This is a genomic window from Streptomyces sp. NPDC025651, assembly GCF_055558735.1.
Genome location: NZ_JBVHLZ010000007.1, coordinates 364502 through 380616, shown reverse-complemented (window position 1 = coordinate 380616; position 16115 = coordinate 364502). Strand labels below are relative to the sequence as shown.

Here is a 16115-nt window from a genome sequence, read left to right as displayed (position 1 = left end):
CCGGTCCTGTCCGGCCGCCGGGGGAGGGCGGCCGGACAGGGGCGCGGAGGGTTCAGGAGGAGGTCTTGGTCAGGTCCAGGTCGGCCATGGCGGGCCTGACCTCGACGGGGTAGTCCTCGACCTCGCCGGCCTTGGCGTACTGGCCGGTGGGCAGGGGGGAGATCACCGAGTCCTCGTACAGGCGGATCCGCAGGAAGGCGGTGCGGTTCTGGGTGAGGGCGGAGGCGGGGACCCGCCATTCGAGCCGGGCGGTGGTGCCCCCGGCGGCGACGGCGGCGGTGACGCGTTCGTCGTCCTCGAAGGTGCCGTCGCCGTTCAGGTCGAGCCAGCCGGCCACGGTGGCGCCGCGTCCGGCGTCGCTGTTGGTGACCGGAACGGTCACGCCGTAGGCCGCCGAATCGAGGACCGGCACGGCGGCCAGGGCGTCGTCGGTGTCGCCGAGACCGTTGTAGTCGCCCACCGTGTCACCGGTGAACGGGCGGCGGGCGTCGGCCTCGACGGTCTTGCCCGCGCCCAGCGAGAAGCCTTCGACGACCTGGGAGTAGGGCCCGTCGTTGTCGAAGGTGGTGTGGAACGAGTCGGGGGCGTCGCCGAAGTCACGGGTGATCACGCAGCCGCCCGCGTCGGTGACGTCGTTCGCGGCGTCACCGGTCATCTGGGAGATGACCTGGGCGGGCTTGATCTGGTCCTTGGCGATGGGCTTGGCGGCGGTGGAGGCCGACAGGTCCACCTGGACGACCTTGCCGCCCTTGTCGATGGCGTAGAAGTTGCCGATCTCGTCGAAGAAGTTCGACCGATAGGCGTTGTCGGGGCTGGGGAAGACGTCGTACGCCAGGTCCTGGGGCATCGGGTTGCGGTCGCTCTTGGGGTCGGCGACCTTCAGGGTCCGGTTGTCGGCCAGGTAGAGCAGCCCGTCCTTGGGGTGCTGGGCCCAGTCCCACCAGTTGCCGCCGCCCGGCGGGGGCAGCTTGACCGCCTGCGGCGTCGGGGCGGTCAGGTCGATGGTGGCGCCGTTGCTGCCGGAGTTGCCCGCGATGAAGTACGTCTTGCCGTCGGCGCTGACCGTGCCTTCCTCCCAGTACCCGTTGCCGGGCAGGTCCTCGATCTTCTGGCGCTTGATGTCACCGGTGGGCGTGTTGGGGTCGATGGTGAGCAGGTCGAAGCCGTCCCGGGAGATCGCGTAGATCCGGTCGGTCAGGACGCTGTATCCCATCGCGTCGAAGCCCTTCTCCCACACGATGCCGGTGTCCTTGGCGTCGCCGGTGAGCGGGTTCATCCGGTACAGCTTCGTCGGCGCCGTCCCGACGGCGGTGTAGGTGTAGGTGTGGCACTCACCGGCGCGCCGCGGGTTCGCGGTGAAGCCCGTGGTGATCGTCGCGCGGTCGTCGGCGGGGTCGACGTCGACCACGTCGGCCGGGGCGGTGACCTCTGCGGTGTTCTCCACTTCCTGGGGAAGCGGCGGAGCGATGGCGGTGAAGAGGTAGGTGACACTGCCGTCGCGCTTGAGGTCGGCGGTGGTCTCCAGGGTGTTCCCGGTGCCCGAGGGCTGCCCGCAACTGCTGCCCGCGGAGGCGGTGCAGGTCCAGGAGGCATCGGTGAACTGGGCGGGCAGCACGTCCTTGACCCGCGCGCCGACGACGTCGTTGAGGTCGTCGTTCCGCACCGTCACGGTGTACGTGACCTTGGTGCGCGCGACCGGCTTGTCCGGGCCCTTCTTGGTCACCGACAGGTCCACCGGCAGGCCAACCCTGAGGTTGCCGATGTCGTGGTTGTTGGTGGAGCCGCCGGTGCCGGCGGAGAAGCCGATCCGGAGCTTGTCGGGCAGGGCCGGCTGACCGGAGACCTGCGAGATGTCATAGCGGTCGACGACCTGCTGCATCGGTGTGCCCGGACCCGTGTCGGAGGAGACCGACATCAGCAGCTTGCCGTCCTTGGGCACCACGCTGACGCGCGCGGTGCGGAACTGCTCGCGGTCCTTGGTCTGCACCGAGTCGCCGGGGGCCTTGACCGCGGTGGCCTGGCCGTAGCCGGTCCACTTGCCGTCCACCTCCTTCCCGCCGCCGCGCAACACGATGTGGTTCGGCTTCCTGGGGTCGGAGAAGTTGCCGTACTCGTCGAACCCGACCCCCGCGAATCCGCCGGGCAGACCGATGTAGCCGAGGTTGCCGCCGCTGCCGCCTGTTCCCTTCGGCACGGAGGCGTCGGAGAAGAACATGGCCAGGCCGTCGCCGTAGCCGTTGCAGCCGAAGAGACCGCAGTGGTTGTTGCCGCCAAAGGTGGCGTAGGTGAACTCCGCGACCACGCCGAGGTCGGTGTCGAACCCGTCGTTCATCTGCCAGGAGCCCGCCTGGTCCTTGGCGTTGCTGGTCAGGCGCAGCCAGCCGTCGTCGTACGTCGCGGATCCGCTGACCGTGCCGGACGCGTCCGTCTCCTCGAAGGTCTCCTCGAAGGGGAACGGGCCGGGGGCGGCCGCCCGTCCGGCGCTCGTGACCGGTTCCCCGGCTCCGTGCCATGGGGCGGCGACGGCGAGGGGGGCGAGGGCGAGCCCGGTGAGGACCGTGGCGGCCAGAGCCGTGGTGCGCCGTCTCAGCCGGGTGTGCCGGAGCGTGTGGGGGGTGGTCTTCTTCTGCACTGTCCTGCCTTCTTCGTTCCGGGACGAGCGGCCCGTGGGCCGTGGGCCGCCCGTGCTTGCGGGAGGGTGAACGGGCGTGCGGCCCCCGGCCCGTCCTGCGTCAGCGGATGCGGCGGCGTGCCGCGTACGTCAGGCCCACGCCGCCGGCCAGCAGCAGTCCGGTGGCCCACAGCGTCCACTCGGGCTTCTCGTCACCGGTCTCGGCCAGCACCGGCGGCTGGGGCGTGCCGTTCTCCGTGCCGGTGTCCGTGCCGGTGTCCTGACCGGTCTGCGTACCGGTGCCGGCGGCGGGCGGCGCGACAGGCAGCGGGCCGCCGTCGGGGCCCGAACTGCCGGGCGGGTTACGGTCGTTGTCCGGGTCGGGATCGGGCGTCGTGGACTGGGCGGAGGCGATGTTGTCGAGATCGTCCCCGGTGCCCCGGTAGGCCGGGGAGAGCCGTACGACGACGTCGAACTCGATGCTGCGGCCCGCCGCCAGCGTGCCGGCCGAGCAGGTGACCGTCTGGCCCTGGGCGGTGCACCCGGAGGTGGCGCGCTTGAACAGCAGGCCGTCCGGGAGCCGGTCGGTGATCTTGACGTTCTGGGCGTCGGAGGGGCCGTTGTTGGTGACCTTGATGCGGTAGGTGAAGGTGTCGCCGGGGCCGACCCGGGACTGGCCCGGCGGCAGGATCGCCGTCTTCGTGGTGGCCAGGTCCGCGCTGCCCCGCGCGGCCGTGGTGACCGAGAAGGTGTCCGTGTTGTTCTCCGGGGAGCCGTCCTCCGGGCTGGACACCGTGACCGTGCCGCCGGCGAGTGCGGTGCCCACAGGTGCGTGGGCGCCGATCCGCATGGGGAAGGCGAGCGTGGCGGACGAACCGGCGGCCTTGCGCCGCGCGGTGCGGTCGGAGCCCTTCCCGTCGAGGGCGGGCACGGCCTCCAGGCCCGCCTCGACGGTGCAGCGCAGCGCCCTGCCGCCCTCCCGGACGACGCACCCGCCGGGCAGGGCCGCGCGCCCCGTGCCGATGTGTGCGTGCAGGCCCGTGGAGCTGACGTCGATCTTCAGCGGCGGGTCCGTCCGCCCGGCATCGGCGGGCAGGGGCAAGTCCGTGTCGAGGCGGGCGGGCAGACCCGCGCGCGCCACGGTGACGTGCTCGGGCAGGGCGATGTCGACCACGGCCTTCTGACGCGTGGTGGATGGACCGCGGTTGGTCACCGTGACCTGTCCGAGCGCGACCGTGCCCGGCAGCACCTCGCCGACGACCTCGTGGGCGCGGACCTCCAGGTCGGCCTCGGCCTTGCCCGGACTGTGCCCGCCCGGACCGGGCAGCCCGCTGGCGGTGGCGGTGTTGTTGCCCGGCTTCGGGTCGGTGCTCCGCGCGCTCACCCGGGCGGTGTTGACCACGTCGGTGCCGTCGCCCGTGTACGACGGGGACAGCCGCACCGTGAGGGTGAACGTCTTCTCCTCGCCCGGCTTCAGCTCCGGCAGCTCCGGGCAGGTCACCGCGGCGCCGTAGACGCCCTTGTCCCCGGTGCAGCCGTCCTTCGACGAGACGAACGCCAGCACCTTGGGCAGGGCGTCGGTGACCTCGACGCCCTTGGCCGTCGAAGGGCCCCGGTTGGCCACCGTGATCTCGTAGTCGAATGTGGAGCCCGGTGCGACCGGCTTGTCGCCCTCGGCCACCTTCGTGACCGTCACATCGGCCGCCGCCCCGGCCGGACGGCCGCCCCCGGGCAGTCCGGAACCCCCGGTCGGGCCGGTGTTGTTGCCGTCGTCGGGATCCTTGGTGGTCGATGCGACCCGCGCCACGTTGGCGATGTCCGAGCCGTCGCCCGCGTAGTCGGGGTCCAGGCGCACGGTGAGCACCCAGGACGCCTCTTCGCCGACGGCCAGCGCCGTCCGCGGTCTGCAGGTCACCGTCTGCCCCGACGCGGTGCAGCCGTCCTTCGACGACACGAACCGCAGCGCTGCGGGCAGTTCATCGCTGACCTCGACGTCTCTGGCCACCGAGGGGCCGTGGTTGGTCACCGTGATGGTGTACTCGAACGTCTCTCCCGGGGCGACCGGCCCGTCGGCCCGCCGATGTCCGACCGCCAGGGCCGAACTCGACGCCTCCGCCGCCTTCGAGGCTCGCTCCGTCGCCTTCGAGACGCCCTCCGCCGTCCCTGCCGTGCTGCCGCCCGGGGCCTTCAGCAGTTCCCGTCCTGGCTCGCGGGCCCGGTCGGGTGGTCGGTGACCGGCGCCGCCGCCTCCACGCACCCCCGAAGCGGGCTTCTCGGCAGGAACCGCCGCCCGCGATGAAATCTGACGCTCAGTCAATCGCCCTGCGCCGTAGAGGGTTTCGTCGGGACCGGCGGCGTGGGCGCTCGGTGCGGCCAGCAGGGAGGCGGCAGCGATCGTCGAGGACGTCAGCGCGGTCAACAGATGGCGCTGCGCCCGTCGGTCCTGTCGGCGGCGTTGCGGGGAAGTGGTCACGGCGGGCCTTCGTTCCTGTCCAAGTCGACGAGTTCGCATGCCCGACGGCGCCCGAGGGGCCACTGGCCACAAGAGGGCAAGAGGGATCGCCGGGCCTGGGTCGGCCAGGACGTTCATCGATGAGAGCGGGGCGGCCCGCCCGCCGACAGCTCGCGGCGGGCGGACCACACCTGCTCACGGCGTTCGTGCGCGCCGTGGAATGCGTAAATATGATCATGGTCGTCGAGGGTGGGAAGTGGGTGAGCCACACCTGAATGTCACTCTGTCAGCGCAGCAGTTTCCGGAGGCGTCGGCCGACGGTGAGGCTTCTTCAACTTCCTGTTGAGGCAAGGCTTCTGGCGGCGGCCTTTCCCCCTCGTCGCCGCGGATCCCGACCCCCAGGCCGGGCCGTTCAGGAATAGCGCAGGTACCTGCGGCGCACCGCGCGGAAGTCGGCGAGCTCGTCCGCCCAGGCGCCCGTCACCTCGTCCGTGTCCGCGCCCGCTTCGATCATCGTGCGCACCCGCGCGGATCCGGTGAGCCTGTCGATCCAGTGGTCGGAGCGCCACGCGAAGCCGCGCCACGCCTTCCTGGCCGTCACCAGGAGCGCGATGCCGGTGCGCACGGGGTCGTACGCCTCGCGGTCGTGCACATGGAGCTGGACGCCGCCGACGGTCTTCCCCTCGAACTTGGAGAACGTGGGGGAGAAGTAGGCCTCCCTGAAGCGCACGCCGGGCAGGTCGAGCCGCTCCAGCGCGGCCGCCCACCGCCGGTCGATGCCCTCCGCGCCGAGGAGTTCGAAGGGGCGGGTCGTACCGCGCCCCTCCGAGAGGTTCGTCCCCTCGAGGAGGCAGGTGCCCGCGTAGGCGAGGGCGGTGTCGGGCGTCGGCATGTTCGGGCTCGGCGGTACCCACGGCAGCCCGGTGGCGTCGAAGAAGTCGGCGCGCCGCCAGCCCGTCATCAGCACGGTCTCCAGCTCCACGGGGCGCCCCAGGAACTCCCCGTTGAACAGCAGCGCCAGCTCCGCGACCGTCATCCCGTGCGCCTGCGCGATCGGCTCGCGCCCCACGAAGCTCGCGAACTCCTCGTGCAGGACGGGTCCGTGGGCCTCCCGTCCCGAGATCGGGTTCGGCCGGTCGAGGACCACGAGGCGCCTGCCCGCGAGCCGCGCGGCCACCATGCAGTCGTACAGCGTCCAGATGTACGTGTAGAAGCGGGCGCCCGCGTCCTGGATGTCGAAGAGGAGCGTGTCCGCGCCGGATGCGGCGAAGACGTCCGCGAGTTCCTTGCCGCTCTTGTTGTACGTGTCGTACACGGGCAGCCCCGTGGCCGCGTCGTCGTACCGCCCCTCGGACCCACCCGCCTGCGCGGTCCCGCGGAAGCCGTGCTCGGGGCCGAACACCGCGACGACGTCGACGCGTTCGTCGGCGTGCAGGACGTCCACGACGTGCCGCACGTCGCGCGTGACGCCCGTGGGGTTGGTGACGACGCCGACCCGCCGTCCTTCCAGGAGCGCGTAGCCGTCGGCGGCCAGGCGCTCGATACCGGTGCGCAGCCCACGGGGCCCGGGGGCGGGGGCGCCCGACGCCGCGGCGGACGGCACCAGGGCGGTTCCTGCGGTGGCGGCGAGCAGCCCGCGTCGCGAGAGGTTCATGGCCCCGCACGCTAGTGCCAGAGCACGGGCAGACGAACGAACCCGGCCTGGTCGGCCCTCTTTCGCCACGACATACCGACTGGTTAGTCTGCTGCCGAAGCCGAGCCGCAAGCCGAAGCCGAGCCGCAGGCCGAAGGAGACCGATCGTGGAGACCCTGCAGGACAAGGGAGTCGTCGTCACCGGGGCGGGAGGCGGGATCGGGGCCGCGCTCGCCCGCCGCTTCGCCGCCGAGGGGGCCCGCGTCGTCGTCAACGACCTGGACGGCGCCAAGGCGAAGGCCGTCGCCGACGAGGTGGGCGGCATCGCCGTGCCGGGCGACGCGTCGGGCATCGCGGCGGAGGCCACCGAGGCGCTCGGCGGCACGGTCGACGTGTACTGCGCCAACGCCGGGCTCGGCTCCGGCGGCACCGAGGCCGCGCCCGAAGAGGTCTGGGCCGCGGCCTGGGACGTCAACGTCATGGCACATGTGCGGGCGGCCCACGCGCTGCTGCCCGGCTGGCTGGAGCGCGGCGGCGGCCGCTTCGTCTCCACCGTCTCGGCGGCCGGGCTGCTCACCATGATCGGCGCCGCGCCCTACAGCGTGACCAAGCACGGCGCGTACGCCTTCGCCGAATGGCTCTCGCTCACCTACCGCCACCGCGGCGTCAAGGTCCACGCGATCTGCCCGCAGGGCGTGCGCACCGACATGCTCGCCGCCACCGGCACCGCGGGCGACCTCGTCCTCACCCCCACCGCGATCGAGCCGGAGGACGTCGCCGCCGCCCTCTTCGAGGGCATGGCCGAGGACCGCTTCCTGATCCTGCCGCACCCCGAGGTCGACGCGTACTACCGGGCCCGCGCCGCCACCCCCGACAAGTGGCTGACCGGCATGAACCACATCCAGCAGAAGTGGGAGGCGACGCAGCGGTGAGCGGCCCGCGGGAAGGCGACCACGGCCACGACCACGGTTACGCGGCGAAGCCCTGGCTCGCCCGCCTCAACGACGCCCAGCGCGCCCCCGTGCGCCCCGCACCCTCCGTCCCGCAGGCCTTCGCCGAGGCCGTCGCCCGCGCCCCCGAACGCACCGCCCTCGCCTACTTCGACGGCCGCCTGAGCTACCGCGAGACCGACGCCCTCACCGACTCCGTCGCGGGTCACCTGGCCGCCCGCGGCATCGCACGCGGCGACCGCGTCGCGATCCTCCTGCAGAACACCCCGCACTTCGTGCTCGCGCTCCTCGGCGCGTGGAAGGCGGGCGCCACGGTCGTCCCCGTCAACCCCATGTACAAGTCCGCGGAGGTCGGCCACGTCCTCGCCGACGCGGGCGTGGCCGCGCTGATCTGCTCGGACCGCGCCTGGGAGGCATACCTGCGGGAGACGGCCGAGGGCTCCGCGGTACGCGTGGTGCTCACCGCCTGCCAGCTCGACCTGCAGAGCAGGAACGACACCCGGGTCCTCGACTTCGAGCGGCTGCCGGTCCCCGACGACGCCGACGACCTCGTGGCGGTCGCGCGCCGGGGCCTGCCCGCCCCCGCCGAGCGCACCCTCGGCCCCGCCGACGTGGCGCTGATCAGCTACACCTCCGGCACGAGCGGCACCCCCAAGGGCGCCATGAACACCCACGGCAACATCGCCTACAACGCCGAGCGCCAGCGCACCGGGTCCGGGATACCCGAGGGCGCCTGTTACTACGCGATGGCGCCGCTCTTCCACATCACCGGCATGGTCGCGCAGGTCGCGGGCTGCCTCGCCAACGCGGGCACGCTCGCGCTCACCTACCGCTTCGACGCCGGGGTGGTCCTCGACGCCTTCGCCGAGCACCGGCCCGCGTTCACGGTCGGCCCCTCCACGGCGTTCATGGCGCTGGCCGCGCACCCGGCGGCGACCCGGGCGCACTTCGACTCCTTCGTGCTCGTCTCCTCCGGCGGCGCGCCGCTGCCCCCGGCCCTCGTGGAGCGGTTCCGCGCGGCCTTCGGGCCCTACCTCCACAACGGCTACGGCCTCACCGAGTGCACCGCGCCCTGCGCCTCCGTGCCGCCCGGACAGGAAGCCCCCGTGGACCCGGCCTCCGGGACCCTCGCCGTCGGCGTCCCGGGCCCCGAGACGGTCGTACGCGTCCTGGACGACCTCGGCCGCGAGGTCCCGTTCGGTGAACAGGGCGAGATCGTCGTGCGCGGACCCCAGGTGGTGCCCGGCTACTGGAACCTGCCCGACGCCACCGCCGAGACCTTCCCCGGCGGCGAACTGCGCACCGGCGACATCGGGTTCATGGACCCGGACGGCTGGCTCTACGTCGTCGACCGCAAGAAGGACATGATCAACGCCTCCGGCTTCAAGGTCTGGCCGCGCGAGGTCGAGGACGTCCTCTACACCCACGCGGCGGTGCGCGAGGCCGCCGTCGTCGGGGTGCCGGACAGCTACCGCGGGGAGACCGTCAAGGCGTACGTCAGCCTGCGTCCCGGCAGCGACACCGGCCCCGCGGAGCTCGCCGCGTACTGCGAGGAACGGCTCGCCGCGTACAAGTATCCGCGCGAGGTCGAGATCCTGACGGAGCTGCCGAAGACGACAAGTGGGAAGATCCTCCGGCGGGAACTGCGTTCCCGCGCACGGAACAGTCAGTGAGGCGAAAGGCAGGTGGCGGCAGTGGCCAGGACGACGGACGGTGACGGCACGCCCGTCCCGCGGCGGCTGCTGGCCGCCGCCACCCGGCTCTTCGCCGACCGTGGCTACGACCGCACGTCGGTGCAGGAGATCGTGGAGGCGGCCGGCGTCACCAAGGGCGCGCTGTACCACTACTTCGGGTCCAAGGACGACCTCCTGCACGAGGTCTACGCCCGGATGCTCCGCGTCCAGCAGGAGCGGCTCGACGCCATCGCGGACGCGGACGCCCCGGTGGAGCGCAGGGTCCGCGACGCCGCCGCGGACGTCGTGGTCACCACCATCGACAACCTCGACGACGCGTCGATCTTCTTCCGCTCCATGCACCACCTCAGCCCGGAGAAGAACAAGCAGGTGCGGGCCGAGCGGCGCCGTTACCACGAGCGGTTCCGGGCCCTGATCGAGGAGGGCCAGGAGTCCGGCGTCTTCTCCACGGCGACCCCGGCGGACCTGGTGGTCGACTACCACTTCGGCTCCGTCCACCACCTCTCCACCTGGTACCGCCCCGACGGACCGCTCACCCCGCAGCAGGTCGCCGACCACCTGGCGGATCTGCTGCTGAGGGCGCTGCGCCCGTGAGGTGATCGAGCAGGGCCACGGCCGCGGGGTTGCGCGGCCGCGGCGAGCGCCCGGCGAGGACCACCGTGCGTCCCGGCTCGGGCTGGCGGATCCGTACGCAGGGCAGGCCCGCCTCCTCGCCGATCGGCCGGGGCACGAACGCGACGCCGATCCCCGCGCGCACGAGGTCGACGAGCAGCCGGATCTGGGTGACGTCACAGGTGATCCTGCGCTCCAGACCGCAGTGCGCGGCCAGTCGGCGCACCGCCGTCTCCAGGCCGGTACCGGCCCGGAAGTCGACGAAGGGCTCGTCCGCCAGGTCCCGCACCAGGGTGCGGCCCGCCGCGGCCAGCGGGTGCCCCGGCGCCGTGATGAGCACCAGGTCCTCGTGCCACGTCGCGAACGCGGCGAGCCCCTCCGGCAGCCCGGCGCCGTCCGGTGCGAGATACGCGAGATCCAGCTCACCGGCGCGCAGCGCCTCCGTCAGCTCGCCGACCGTGGCGTCCCTGACGGACACCTGGACGCCGGGGAACTCCCGTTGGAACGCGGCCAGTTCGGCGGGCAGATCGACGCAGGTCAGCGTCTGGATGGTGCCGATCGACACCCGTCCGGTGGCGAGTCCGGCGACCGCGGTCACCGCGTCCTTGGCCGCCTGCGCCCCACTGAGCAGCGCCCTGGCCTGCGGCAGCAGCGCGCGGCCCGCCTCGGTGAGGACGACGCGGCGGCCCGTGCGGTCGAACAGGTCGGCGCCCAGCTCGCGTTCGAGGTTGCGCACGGAGGTGCTGAGCGCGGACTGCGCGATGAGCTCGGTGCGGGCGGCGGCGGTGAAGCCGCCCTCTTCGACGACGGCCACGAAGTGGCGCAGCTGGCGTATCTCCACCGATCGATCCTAGCGATGACACCCATCGAAACGATCTGTTGGACCGCTGGGTGGGGCGGCGCGGAAGCTGGGGGCATGGAACACGTACCCGCCCTGTGGGCCGCGGCGTACGCGCCGGGCCGCCCCCGTGCCCTCCGCTTCGCGGCCCGCCAACTCCTGCGCGTACGCCGCTTCGTACGCGCTCTGGCACTGGCGGACCACACGCCGGGCGGAGGCTACTAGAGGTACTTCTTCAGCTCCCGTCGCGCCAGCGACCGCTGGTGCACCTCGTCCGGCCCGTCCGCCAGGCGCAGCGTCCGCGCCGCGGCCCACAGTTCGGCCAGCGGGAAGTCCTGGCTGACGCCGCCCGCGCCGTGCAGCTGGACCGCCCGGTCGAGGATGTCGACCACCGCGCGCGGGGTCGCGATCTTGATGGACTGGATCTCCGTGTGCGCGCCCTTGTTGCCGACGGTGTCCATCAGCCAGGCCGTCTTCAGGACCAGGAGCCGCAGCTGCTCCACGGCGACCCGCGCGTCCGCGATCCACTCCTGCACGACGCCCTGCCGGGCCAGCGGCTTGCCGAACGCCGTGCGCGACACCGCCCGCCGGCACATCAGCTCGATGGCCCGCTCGGCCATGCCGATCAGCCGCATGCAGTGGTGGATCCGGCCGGGTCCGAGCCGCGCCTGGGCGATGGCGAAGCCGCCGCCCTCCTCGCCGATCAGGTTCGCGACGGGGACGCGTACGCGGTCGAGGACGACCTCGGCGTGGCCCCCGTGGTAGTGGTCCTCGTACCCGTACACCCGCATGGCGCGCCGGACTTCGAGCCCCGGGGTGTCGCGCGGGACGAGCACCATCGACTGCTGGCGGCGGATGTCGGCGCCGTCAGGGCCCTCGGCAGTCGCTGTCTTGCCCATCACGATGAAGATCCCGCAGTTCGGGTTCATCGCCCCGGAGATGTACCACTTGCGGCCGGTGATGACGTAATCGTCGCCGTCCCGCTCGATGCGCGTCGTGATGTTGGTGGCGTCGGAGGACGCCACCTCCGGTTCGGTCATGGCGAACGCCGACCGGATCTCCCCGGCGAGCAGCGGCTCCAGCCACCGCTTCTTCTGCTCCTCCGTGCCGAACTGCGCGAGCACCTCCATGTTGCCGGTGTCGGGCGCCGCGCAGTTCAGCGCGGTGGGCGCCAACTGCGGGGAGCGGCCGGTCATTTCGGCGAGCGGCGCGTACTGGAGGTTGGTGAGCCCGGCGCCGTGCTCCGCGTCCGGCAGGAAGAGATTCCACAGGCCCTGCCGACGGGCCTCGGCCTTCAACTCCTCGACGACGGCGGGGGTGTCCCACGGCGAGTCGAGCCGTGCCCGCTGCTCGTCGGCGACGGCCTCGGCCGGGTACACGTACGCGTCCATGAAGGCGAGCAGCTTCCCGCGCAGCTCCTCGGTGCGGGCGTCGAATGCGAAGTCCATGGCTCTGTCTCAGCCTTCCTGTCCCTGGAGCGTGGTGAGGCCGTGCTCGATGAACACGGGGACCAGTTCGCCGATCCGGTCGAAGCCCGCGCCGACCGTCTGGCCGAGCGTGTAGCGGTAGTGGATGCCCTCGAGGATCACGGCGAGCTTGAACCAGGCGAAGGCCGTGTACCAGGAGACGGCCGACACGTCGCGCCCCGAGCGCGCCGCGTACCGCTCGATCAACTCGGCGGGGTCGGGGTGGCCCGGCGCGCCCGCGGTGGTGCTGACGGGGGAGTCGGGCACCTCCAGTCGCGCGCTGTACATCACGAGCAGGCCCAGGTCGGTGAGCGGGTCGCCGAGCGTGGACATCTCCCAGTCCAGGACGGCCTTGATCCGGTCGTCGTCGCCGATCAGGACGTTGTCCAGGCGGTAGTCGCCGTGCACGACGGCCGGCGCGGGGGAGGCGGGCAGCGACCGGCCGAGCGCGGAGTGCAGCTCGTCGATGCCGGCGAGGTCGCGGCCCCGGGACGCGGCGAGCTGCTTGCCCCAGCGGCGCAGCTGGCGGTCCAGGAAGCCGTCGGGCCGCCCGAAGTCGTCGAGCCCGACCGCCGCGGGGTCCACGGCGTGCAGGTCGACGAGGGTGTCGACGAGGCCGAGGACGGCGCCGCGGGTGCGCTCGGGGCCGAGCGGGGCGAGCTCCTGCGCGGTGCGGTACGGGGTGCCCTCCACGAACTCCATCACGTAGAAGGGCGCCCCGAGAACGGAGTCGTCCTCGCACAGGAGCACCGGGGTGGGCACCGGCACCGCCGTCGGGTGCAGGGCCTCGATCACCCGGTGCTCGCGCTTCATGTCGTGCGCGGTGGCGAGGACGTGACCCAGCGGGGGCCGCCGCACGACCCAGCGCGAGGCGCCGTCCGTCACCGCGTACGTGAGGTTGGACCGGCCGCCCTCGATGAGCCGGGCGGTGAGCGGTCCGCCGACCAGGCCGGGCCGCTCGCGGTCGAGGCGGCCGCGCAGCTGGTCGAGGTCGAGGCCCGGCGGGTGGTCTGAGCTCATCTTCGCTCCTGATCGGCGTGACGGGTGGCGTGCCACCCCATGATGCCGACCAGTCGGTATGCAGTCCAGAGGTCAAAGCGCCCCGTCAGGGGCGCGGGGAACTGCGCGATCAGCCGCACTCGACCCGCGCATCACCACCGGACCTGCGGCGGAGTGCTCAGTGATCGTCCCAATGCCCATCGTGCTCTGCGTGGCGGTGCCCGTCATGCAGATAGTCCACATGATCCCCGTGCTTGACGGAGTCGTGCCCGCAGCCATCACCGTGGCGATGGTCATGGCCCTGGTGGGCCGTGTGGCCCGACGGCTCGCACTCGTCGTAGTGGTCGGTGTGCAGACGGTGCAGGTGGCCGTCGTGCGCGTAGTCGACGTGGTCGCCGTGCGGCACCTCGGGGTGGCCGCAGGCCGGGCCGTGGATGTGGTCGTGTACCGGGTGTTCGTGGTGGAGCGTGGTCATGACGCGCACCTTCTGTGACTTCCGGGGGAGGGGTGACTCTCTCAGGCTAGCCCTCGATGCCCTATTCGTGCCGTTATGGGAGCGTTGTTGATGTTTCCATGACCTCCGCGAAGGCGACCCCCATGAAGGCGATCAGCTACCGCAGCTACGGCGGCCCCGAAGTCCTCGAGTACGGCGAGGTGCGCGACCCCAAGGTCGGCCCCGACTCCGTCCTGGTGAAGGTGCGGGCGGCGGCCGTGAACCCCGTCGACTGGAAGTGCCGCGAGGGGTACCTCGACGGGATCCTCGACCCGGTCTTCCCCGTGGTCCCCGGCTGGGACGTCTCGGGCGTGGTGGTCCAACCCGGCGCCTCCGTACCGGAGTTCGGCGTCGGCGACGAGGTCATCGGCTACGTACGGGAGGACTTCCTCTCGCGCGGCACCTTCGCCGAGTACGTGGCCGCGCCCGTGCGCACCCTCGCGCGCAAGCCGCGCAACCTCACCTTCGAGGAGGCGGCGGGCCTGCCGCTGGCCGGGCTCACCGCCTACCAGGTCGTCACCGGGCCGCTCGCGGTCACCGAGGGCGACGTCGTCCTCGTGCACGCGGCGGCGGGCGGCGTCGGCTCCATCGCGGTGCAGCTCGCCCGGCACGCGGGCGCCCGCGTCATCGGCACGGCGAGCGAGCGCAACCACGGCTTTTTGCGGGAGCTCGGCGCGGAGCCGGTCACGTACGGGGAGGGGATCGTCGAGCGCGTGCGCGCGCTGGCCCCGGAGGGCGTCGACGCGGCCTTCGACACGGTCGGCGGCGACACGCTCAAGGCCTCCGCCGAACTCCTCGCGCCCGGCGGCCGCCTCGCGTCGATCGCGGACGGCGGGGTGATCGGCCTGGGCGGCCACTACTGCTTCGTGCGCCCCGACGCCGCGGACCTCGCGCACCTCGCCGACCTCGCGGAGCAGGACGTCGTGACGGTCCACGTCGACGAGACGTTCCCGCTGGAGCGGGCGGCCGAGGCGCACCGGCTGAGCGCGGAGGGCCGGACGCGGGGCAAGATCGTCGTGACGGTGGAGTGGGGGGACTGAACCCCGGCTCACACCAGCACCGTCACCGCCGCGCACACCGCGAGCGCCACCGTGCACCCCGCCGCGGTCCACGCCGCCCGGAACGTCAGGGTCCGGGGGCGGCACTCCGTCAGGGCGACCATCCTGCGGTGCGCGGCCATCAGGAAGCCGAGCCAGAGCAGCAGGCACACGGCGCACGCCAGGACGCCGAGCGCGGTGGGGCCGTGGTGCAGGACCGCGCGGGCGGCGAGGACCGCCGCGACCGTGGCCGACAGCGTCGTACGCCGCCAGGCGAGGCGGGTGCGCTCCGGCTGCAGGCCCGGGTCACGGACCTGCCCGGCCGCGGCCCGGCCCGGCTGCGTCACCCCTCCCACCCGAAGAGCACGACCACCACCATGGCGAGCGCGACCACCGCGACCGCCAGGCTCAGGACCGTCGGGAAGCGACTGGCGGGCAGGTCCTCGCCGCGCCGCATGGCCCGCTCGCAGCGCACCCAGTGGTTGACCGCGCGCAGCGAGCACAGGACGCCCGCGGCGAGCAGCGCGAGCGCGAGCCCGATCCGCCACCCCCAGCGCAGGTCCGGCAGGAACTGGTCCACGGCGAAGCCGCCGCCGATCAGCGCGAGCGCGGTGCGCAGCCAGGCCAGGAAGGTGCGTTCGTTGGCGAGCGAGAAGCGGTAGTCGGGGGTGTCGCCGTCCTCGCGGACGCGCTCGGGGGCGAACCACAGCTTCAGGTTCTGTACGAAATTGCTCACGGGCGCACCCTAGGCGGTGCCGAGCGGGCCCCGCGGCTCGGGCCGCGCCGGGTCAGGTCGCGCGGAAGGCCCGCAGCCGGTGGTGGGCGTCGAGCCCGTCCGGCACCCACTCCCACTCGTCGAGCCGCCGTTCCAGCTCGTCCTCCGACAAGAAGGCGTGCCAGGCGACCTCCTCGGCCTGCGGGTTCACCGGCAGGTCGCAGCGGACCTCGTAGAGGTACGACCACCAGGACTTCCCCGCGCCGTCGTCGTACAGGAACTTGAACAGCGGTGTGGGGCGCGGCAGTCCGCGCACCCCGAGCTCCTCCTGTGCCTCGCGCAGCGCCGCGTCGTCGTAGGACTCGCCCGCCCCGACCACACCCCCCACGAACATGTCGTACAGCGAGGGGAAGACCAGCTTGGTGGCCGTGCGGCGGTGCACGAAGACACGCCCCTCGGCGTCCCGGGCCTGGATGAAGACGCAGCGGTGGCGCAGGCCCCGCGCGTACGCCTCGCCGCGCGGGACCTCGTCGACGACGTTGTCGTCCTCGTCGACGACGGTGATGACTTCGAGTGCGGGATCAAGCGGTACGTCAGACATGCCGCCCATCCAAC

General features: G+C 72.6%; 15 protein-coding genes. 5 read left to right on the top strand and 10 right to left on the bottom strand.

The features are described 5' to 3' along the window. Positions 1 to 52: 52 nt before the first annotated feature. The 3 genes from ACZ4D5_RS25800 to ACZ4D5_RS25790 form a co-directional block, all read right to left on the bottom strand. Positions 53 to 2632 carry a GEVED domain-containing protein gene (locus ACZ4D5_RS25800; RefSeq protein ID WP_467774754.1) on the bottom strand — a complete coding sequence of 860 codons (2580 nt, stop codon included), beginning with the start codon at positions 2630 to 2632 and terminating at the stop codon, positions 53 to 55. A 100-nt stretch (positions 2633 to 2732) separates the two neighbouring features. After that, positions 2733 to 5084, bottom strand: a complete 2352-nt coding sequence (locus ACZ4D5_RS25795; RefSeq protein WP_467774753.1) for a DUF11 domain-containing protein — start codon at positions 5082 to 5084, stop codon at positions 2733 to 2735. Positions 5085 to 5475: 391 nt separating this feature from the next. Next, entirely contained in the window at positions 5476 to 6717 is a 1242-nt protein-coding gene (locus ACZ4D5_RS25790) for an exo-beta-N-acetylmuramidase NamZ family protein (RefSeq protein WP_467774752.1), read from the bottom strand. Between the two features lie 143 nt (positions 6718 to 6860). Here ACZ4D5_RS25790 and ACZ4D5_RS25785 point away from each other — a divergent pair, with 143 nt between their 5' ends. From ACZ4D5_RS25785 to ACZ4D5_RS25775, 3 genes are read left to right on the top strand one after another with little or no spacing between them, the layout of a single operon-like run. Beyond that, complete coding sequence (locus ACZ4D5_RS25785) at positions 6861 to 7628, top strand: SDR family oxidoreductase (protein ID WP_467774897.1); 768 nt, start codon at positions 6861 to 6863, stop codon at positions 7626 to 7628. After that, positions 7625 to 9319 carry a class I adenylate-forming enzyme family protein gene (locus ACZ4D5_RS25780; RefSeq protein ID WP_467774751.1) on the top strand — a complete coding sequence of 565 codons (1695 nt, stop codon included), beginning with the start codon at positions 7625 to 7627 and terminating at the stop codon, positions 9317 to 9319. The genes ACZ4D5_RS25785 and ACZ4D5_RS25780 overlap by 4 nt, the downstream gene beginning before the upstream one ends. 21 nt (positions 9320 to 9340) lie before the next feature. Then, complete coding sequence (locus tag ACZ4D5_RS25775; RefSeq protein WP_467774750.1) at positions 9341 to 9934, top strand: TetR/AcrR family transcriptional regulator; 594 nt, start codon at positions 9341 to 9343, stop codon at positions 9932 to 9934. Here ACZ4D5_RS25775 and ACZ4D5_RS25770 read toward each other — a convergent pair. Further along, positions 9873 to 10793, bottom strand: a complete 921-nt coding sequence (locus ACZ4D5_RS25770) for a LysR family transcriptional regulator (protein ID WP_467774749.1) — start codon at positions 10791 to 10793, stop codon at positions 9873 to 9875. The genes ACZ4D5_RS25775 and ACZ4D5_RS25770 overlap by 62 nt on opposite strands. A 75-nt stretch (positions 10794 to 10868) precedes the next feature. On the opposite strand from ACZ4D5_RS25770, the gene ACZ4D5_RS25765 reads away from it, so the two are divergent. Next, the gene (locus tag ACZ4D5_RS25765; protein WP_467774748.1) at positions 10869 to 11015 is read left to right on the top strand and encodes a hypothetical protein; all 147 of its coding nucleotides are present in this window, start codon (positions 10869 to 10871) and stop codon (positions 11013 to 11015) included. Here ACZ4D5_RS25765 and ACZ4D5_RS25760 read toward each other — a convergent pair. From ACZ4D5_RS25760 to ACZ4D5_RS25750, 3 genes are all read right to left on the bottom strand, one after another. After that, entirely contained in the window at positions 11012 to 12238 is a 1227-nt protein-coding gene (locus ACZ4D5_RS25760; protein ID WP_467774747.1) for an acyl-CoA dehydrogenase family protein, read from the bottom strand. The two genes, ACZ4D5_RS25765 and ACZ4D5_RS25760, sit on opposite strands and share 4 nt — an antisense overlap. A gap of 9 nt (positions 12239 to 12247) precedes the next feature. Continuing rightward, the gene (locus ACZ4D5_RS25755) at positions 12248 to 13276 is read right to left on the bottom strand and encodes a phosphotransferase family protein (protein WP_467774746.1); all 1029 of its coding nucleotides are present in this window, start codon (positions 13274 to 13276) and stop codon (positions 12248 to 12250) included. Between the two features lie 157 nt (positions 13277 to 13433). Next, the gene (locus tag ACZ4D5_RS25750) at positions 13434 to 13730 is read right to left on the bottom strand and encodes a hypothetical protein (protein ID WP_467774745.1); all 297 of its coding nucleotides are present in this window, start codon (positions 13728 to 13730) and stop codon (positions 13434 to 13436) included. 122 nt (positions 13731 to 13852) lie between these two features. On the opposite strand from ACZ4D5_RS25750, the gene ACZ4D5_RS25745 reads away from it, so the two are divergent. Continuing rightward, positions 13853 to 14788, top strand: coding sequence for an NADP-dependent oxidoreductase (locus ACZ4D5_RS25745; protein ID WP_467774896.1), 936 nt, complete (start codon positions 13853 to 13855; stop codon positions 14786 to 14788). Positions 14789 to 14796: 8 nt separating this feature from the next. On the opposite strand, the gene ACZ4D5_RS25740 is transcribed toward ACZ4D5_RS25745, so the two are convergent. The 3 genes from ACZ4D5_RS25740 to ACZ4D5_RS25730 are packed head-to-tail and all read right to left on the bottom strand — an operon-like array spanning position 14797 to position 16101. Then, positions 14797 to 15132: a DUF202 domain-containing protein gene (locus tag ACZ4D5_RS25740; RefSeq protein WP_467774744.1), complete on the bottom strand. Its 336-nt coding sequence runs from the start codon at positions 15130 to 15132 to the stop codon at positions 14797 to 14799. Beyond that, on the bottom strand, positions 15129 to 15521 hold the full coding sequence (locus tag ACZ4D5_RS25735) for a YidH family protein (protein ID WP_467774743.1): 393 nt from the start codon (positions 15519 to 15521) through the stop codon (positions 15129 to 15131). The genes ACZ4D5_RS25740 and ACZ4D5_RS25735 overlap by 4 nt, the downstream gene beginning before the upstream one ends. Before the next feature lie 52 nt (positions 15522 to 15573). Next, complete coding sequence (locus ACZ4D5_RS25730; RefSeq protein ID WP_467774742.1) at positions 15574 to 16101, bottom strand: NUDIX hydrolase; 528 nt, start codon at positions 16099 to 16101, stop codon at positions 15574 to 15576. Positions 16102 to 16115 lie beyond the last annotated feature (14 nt).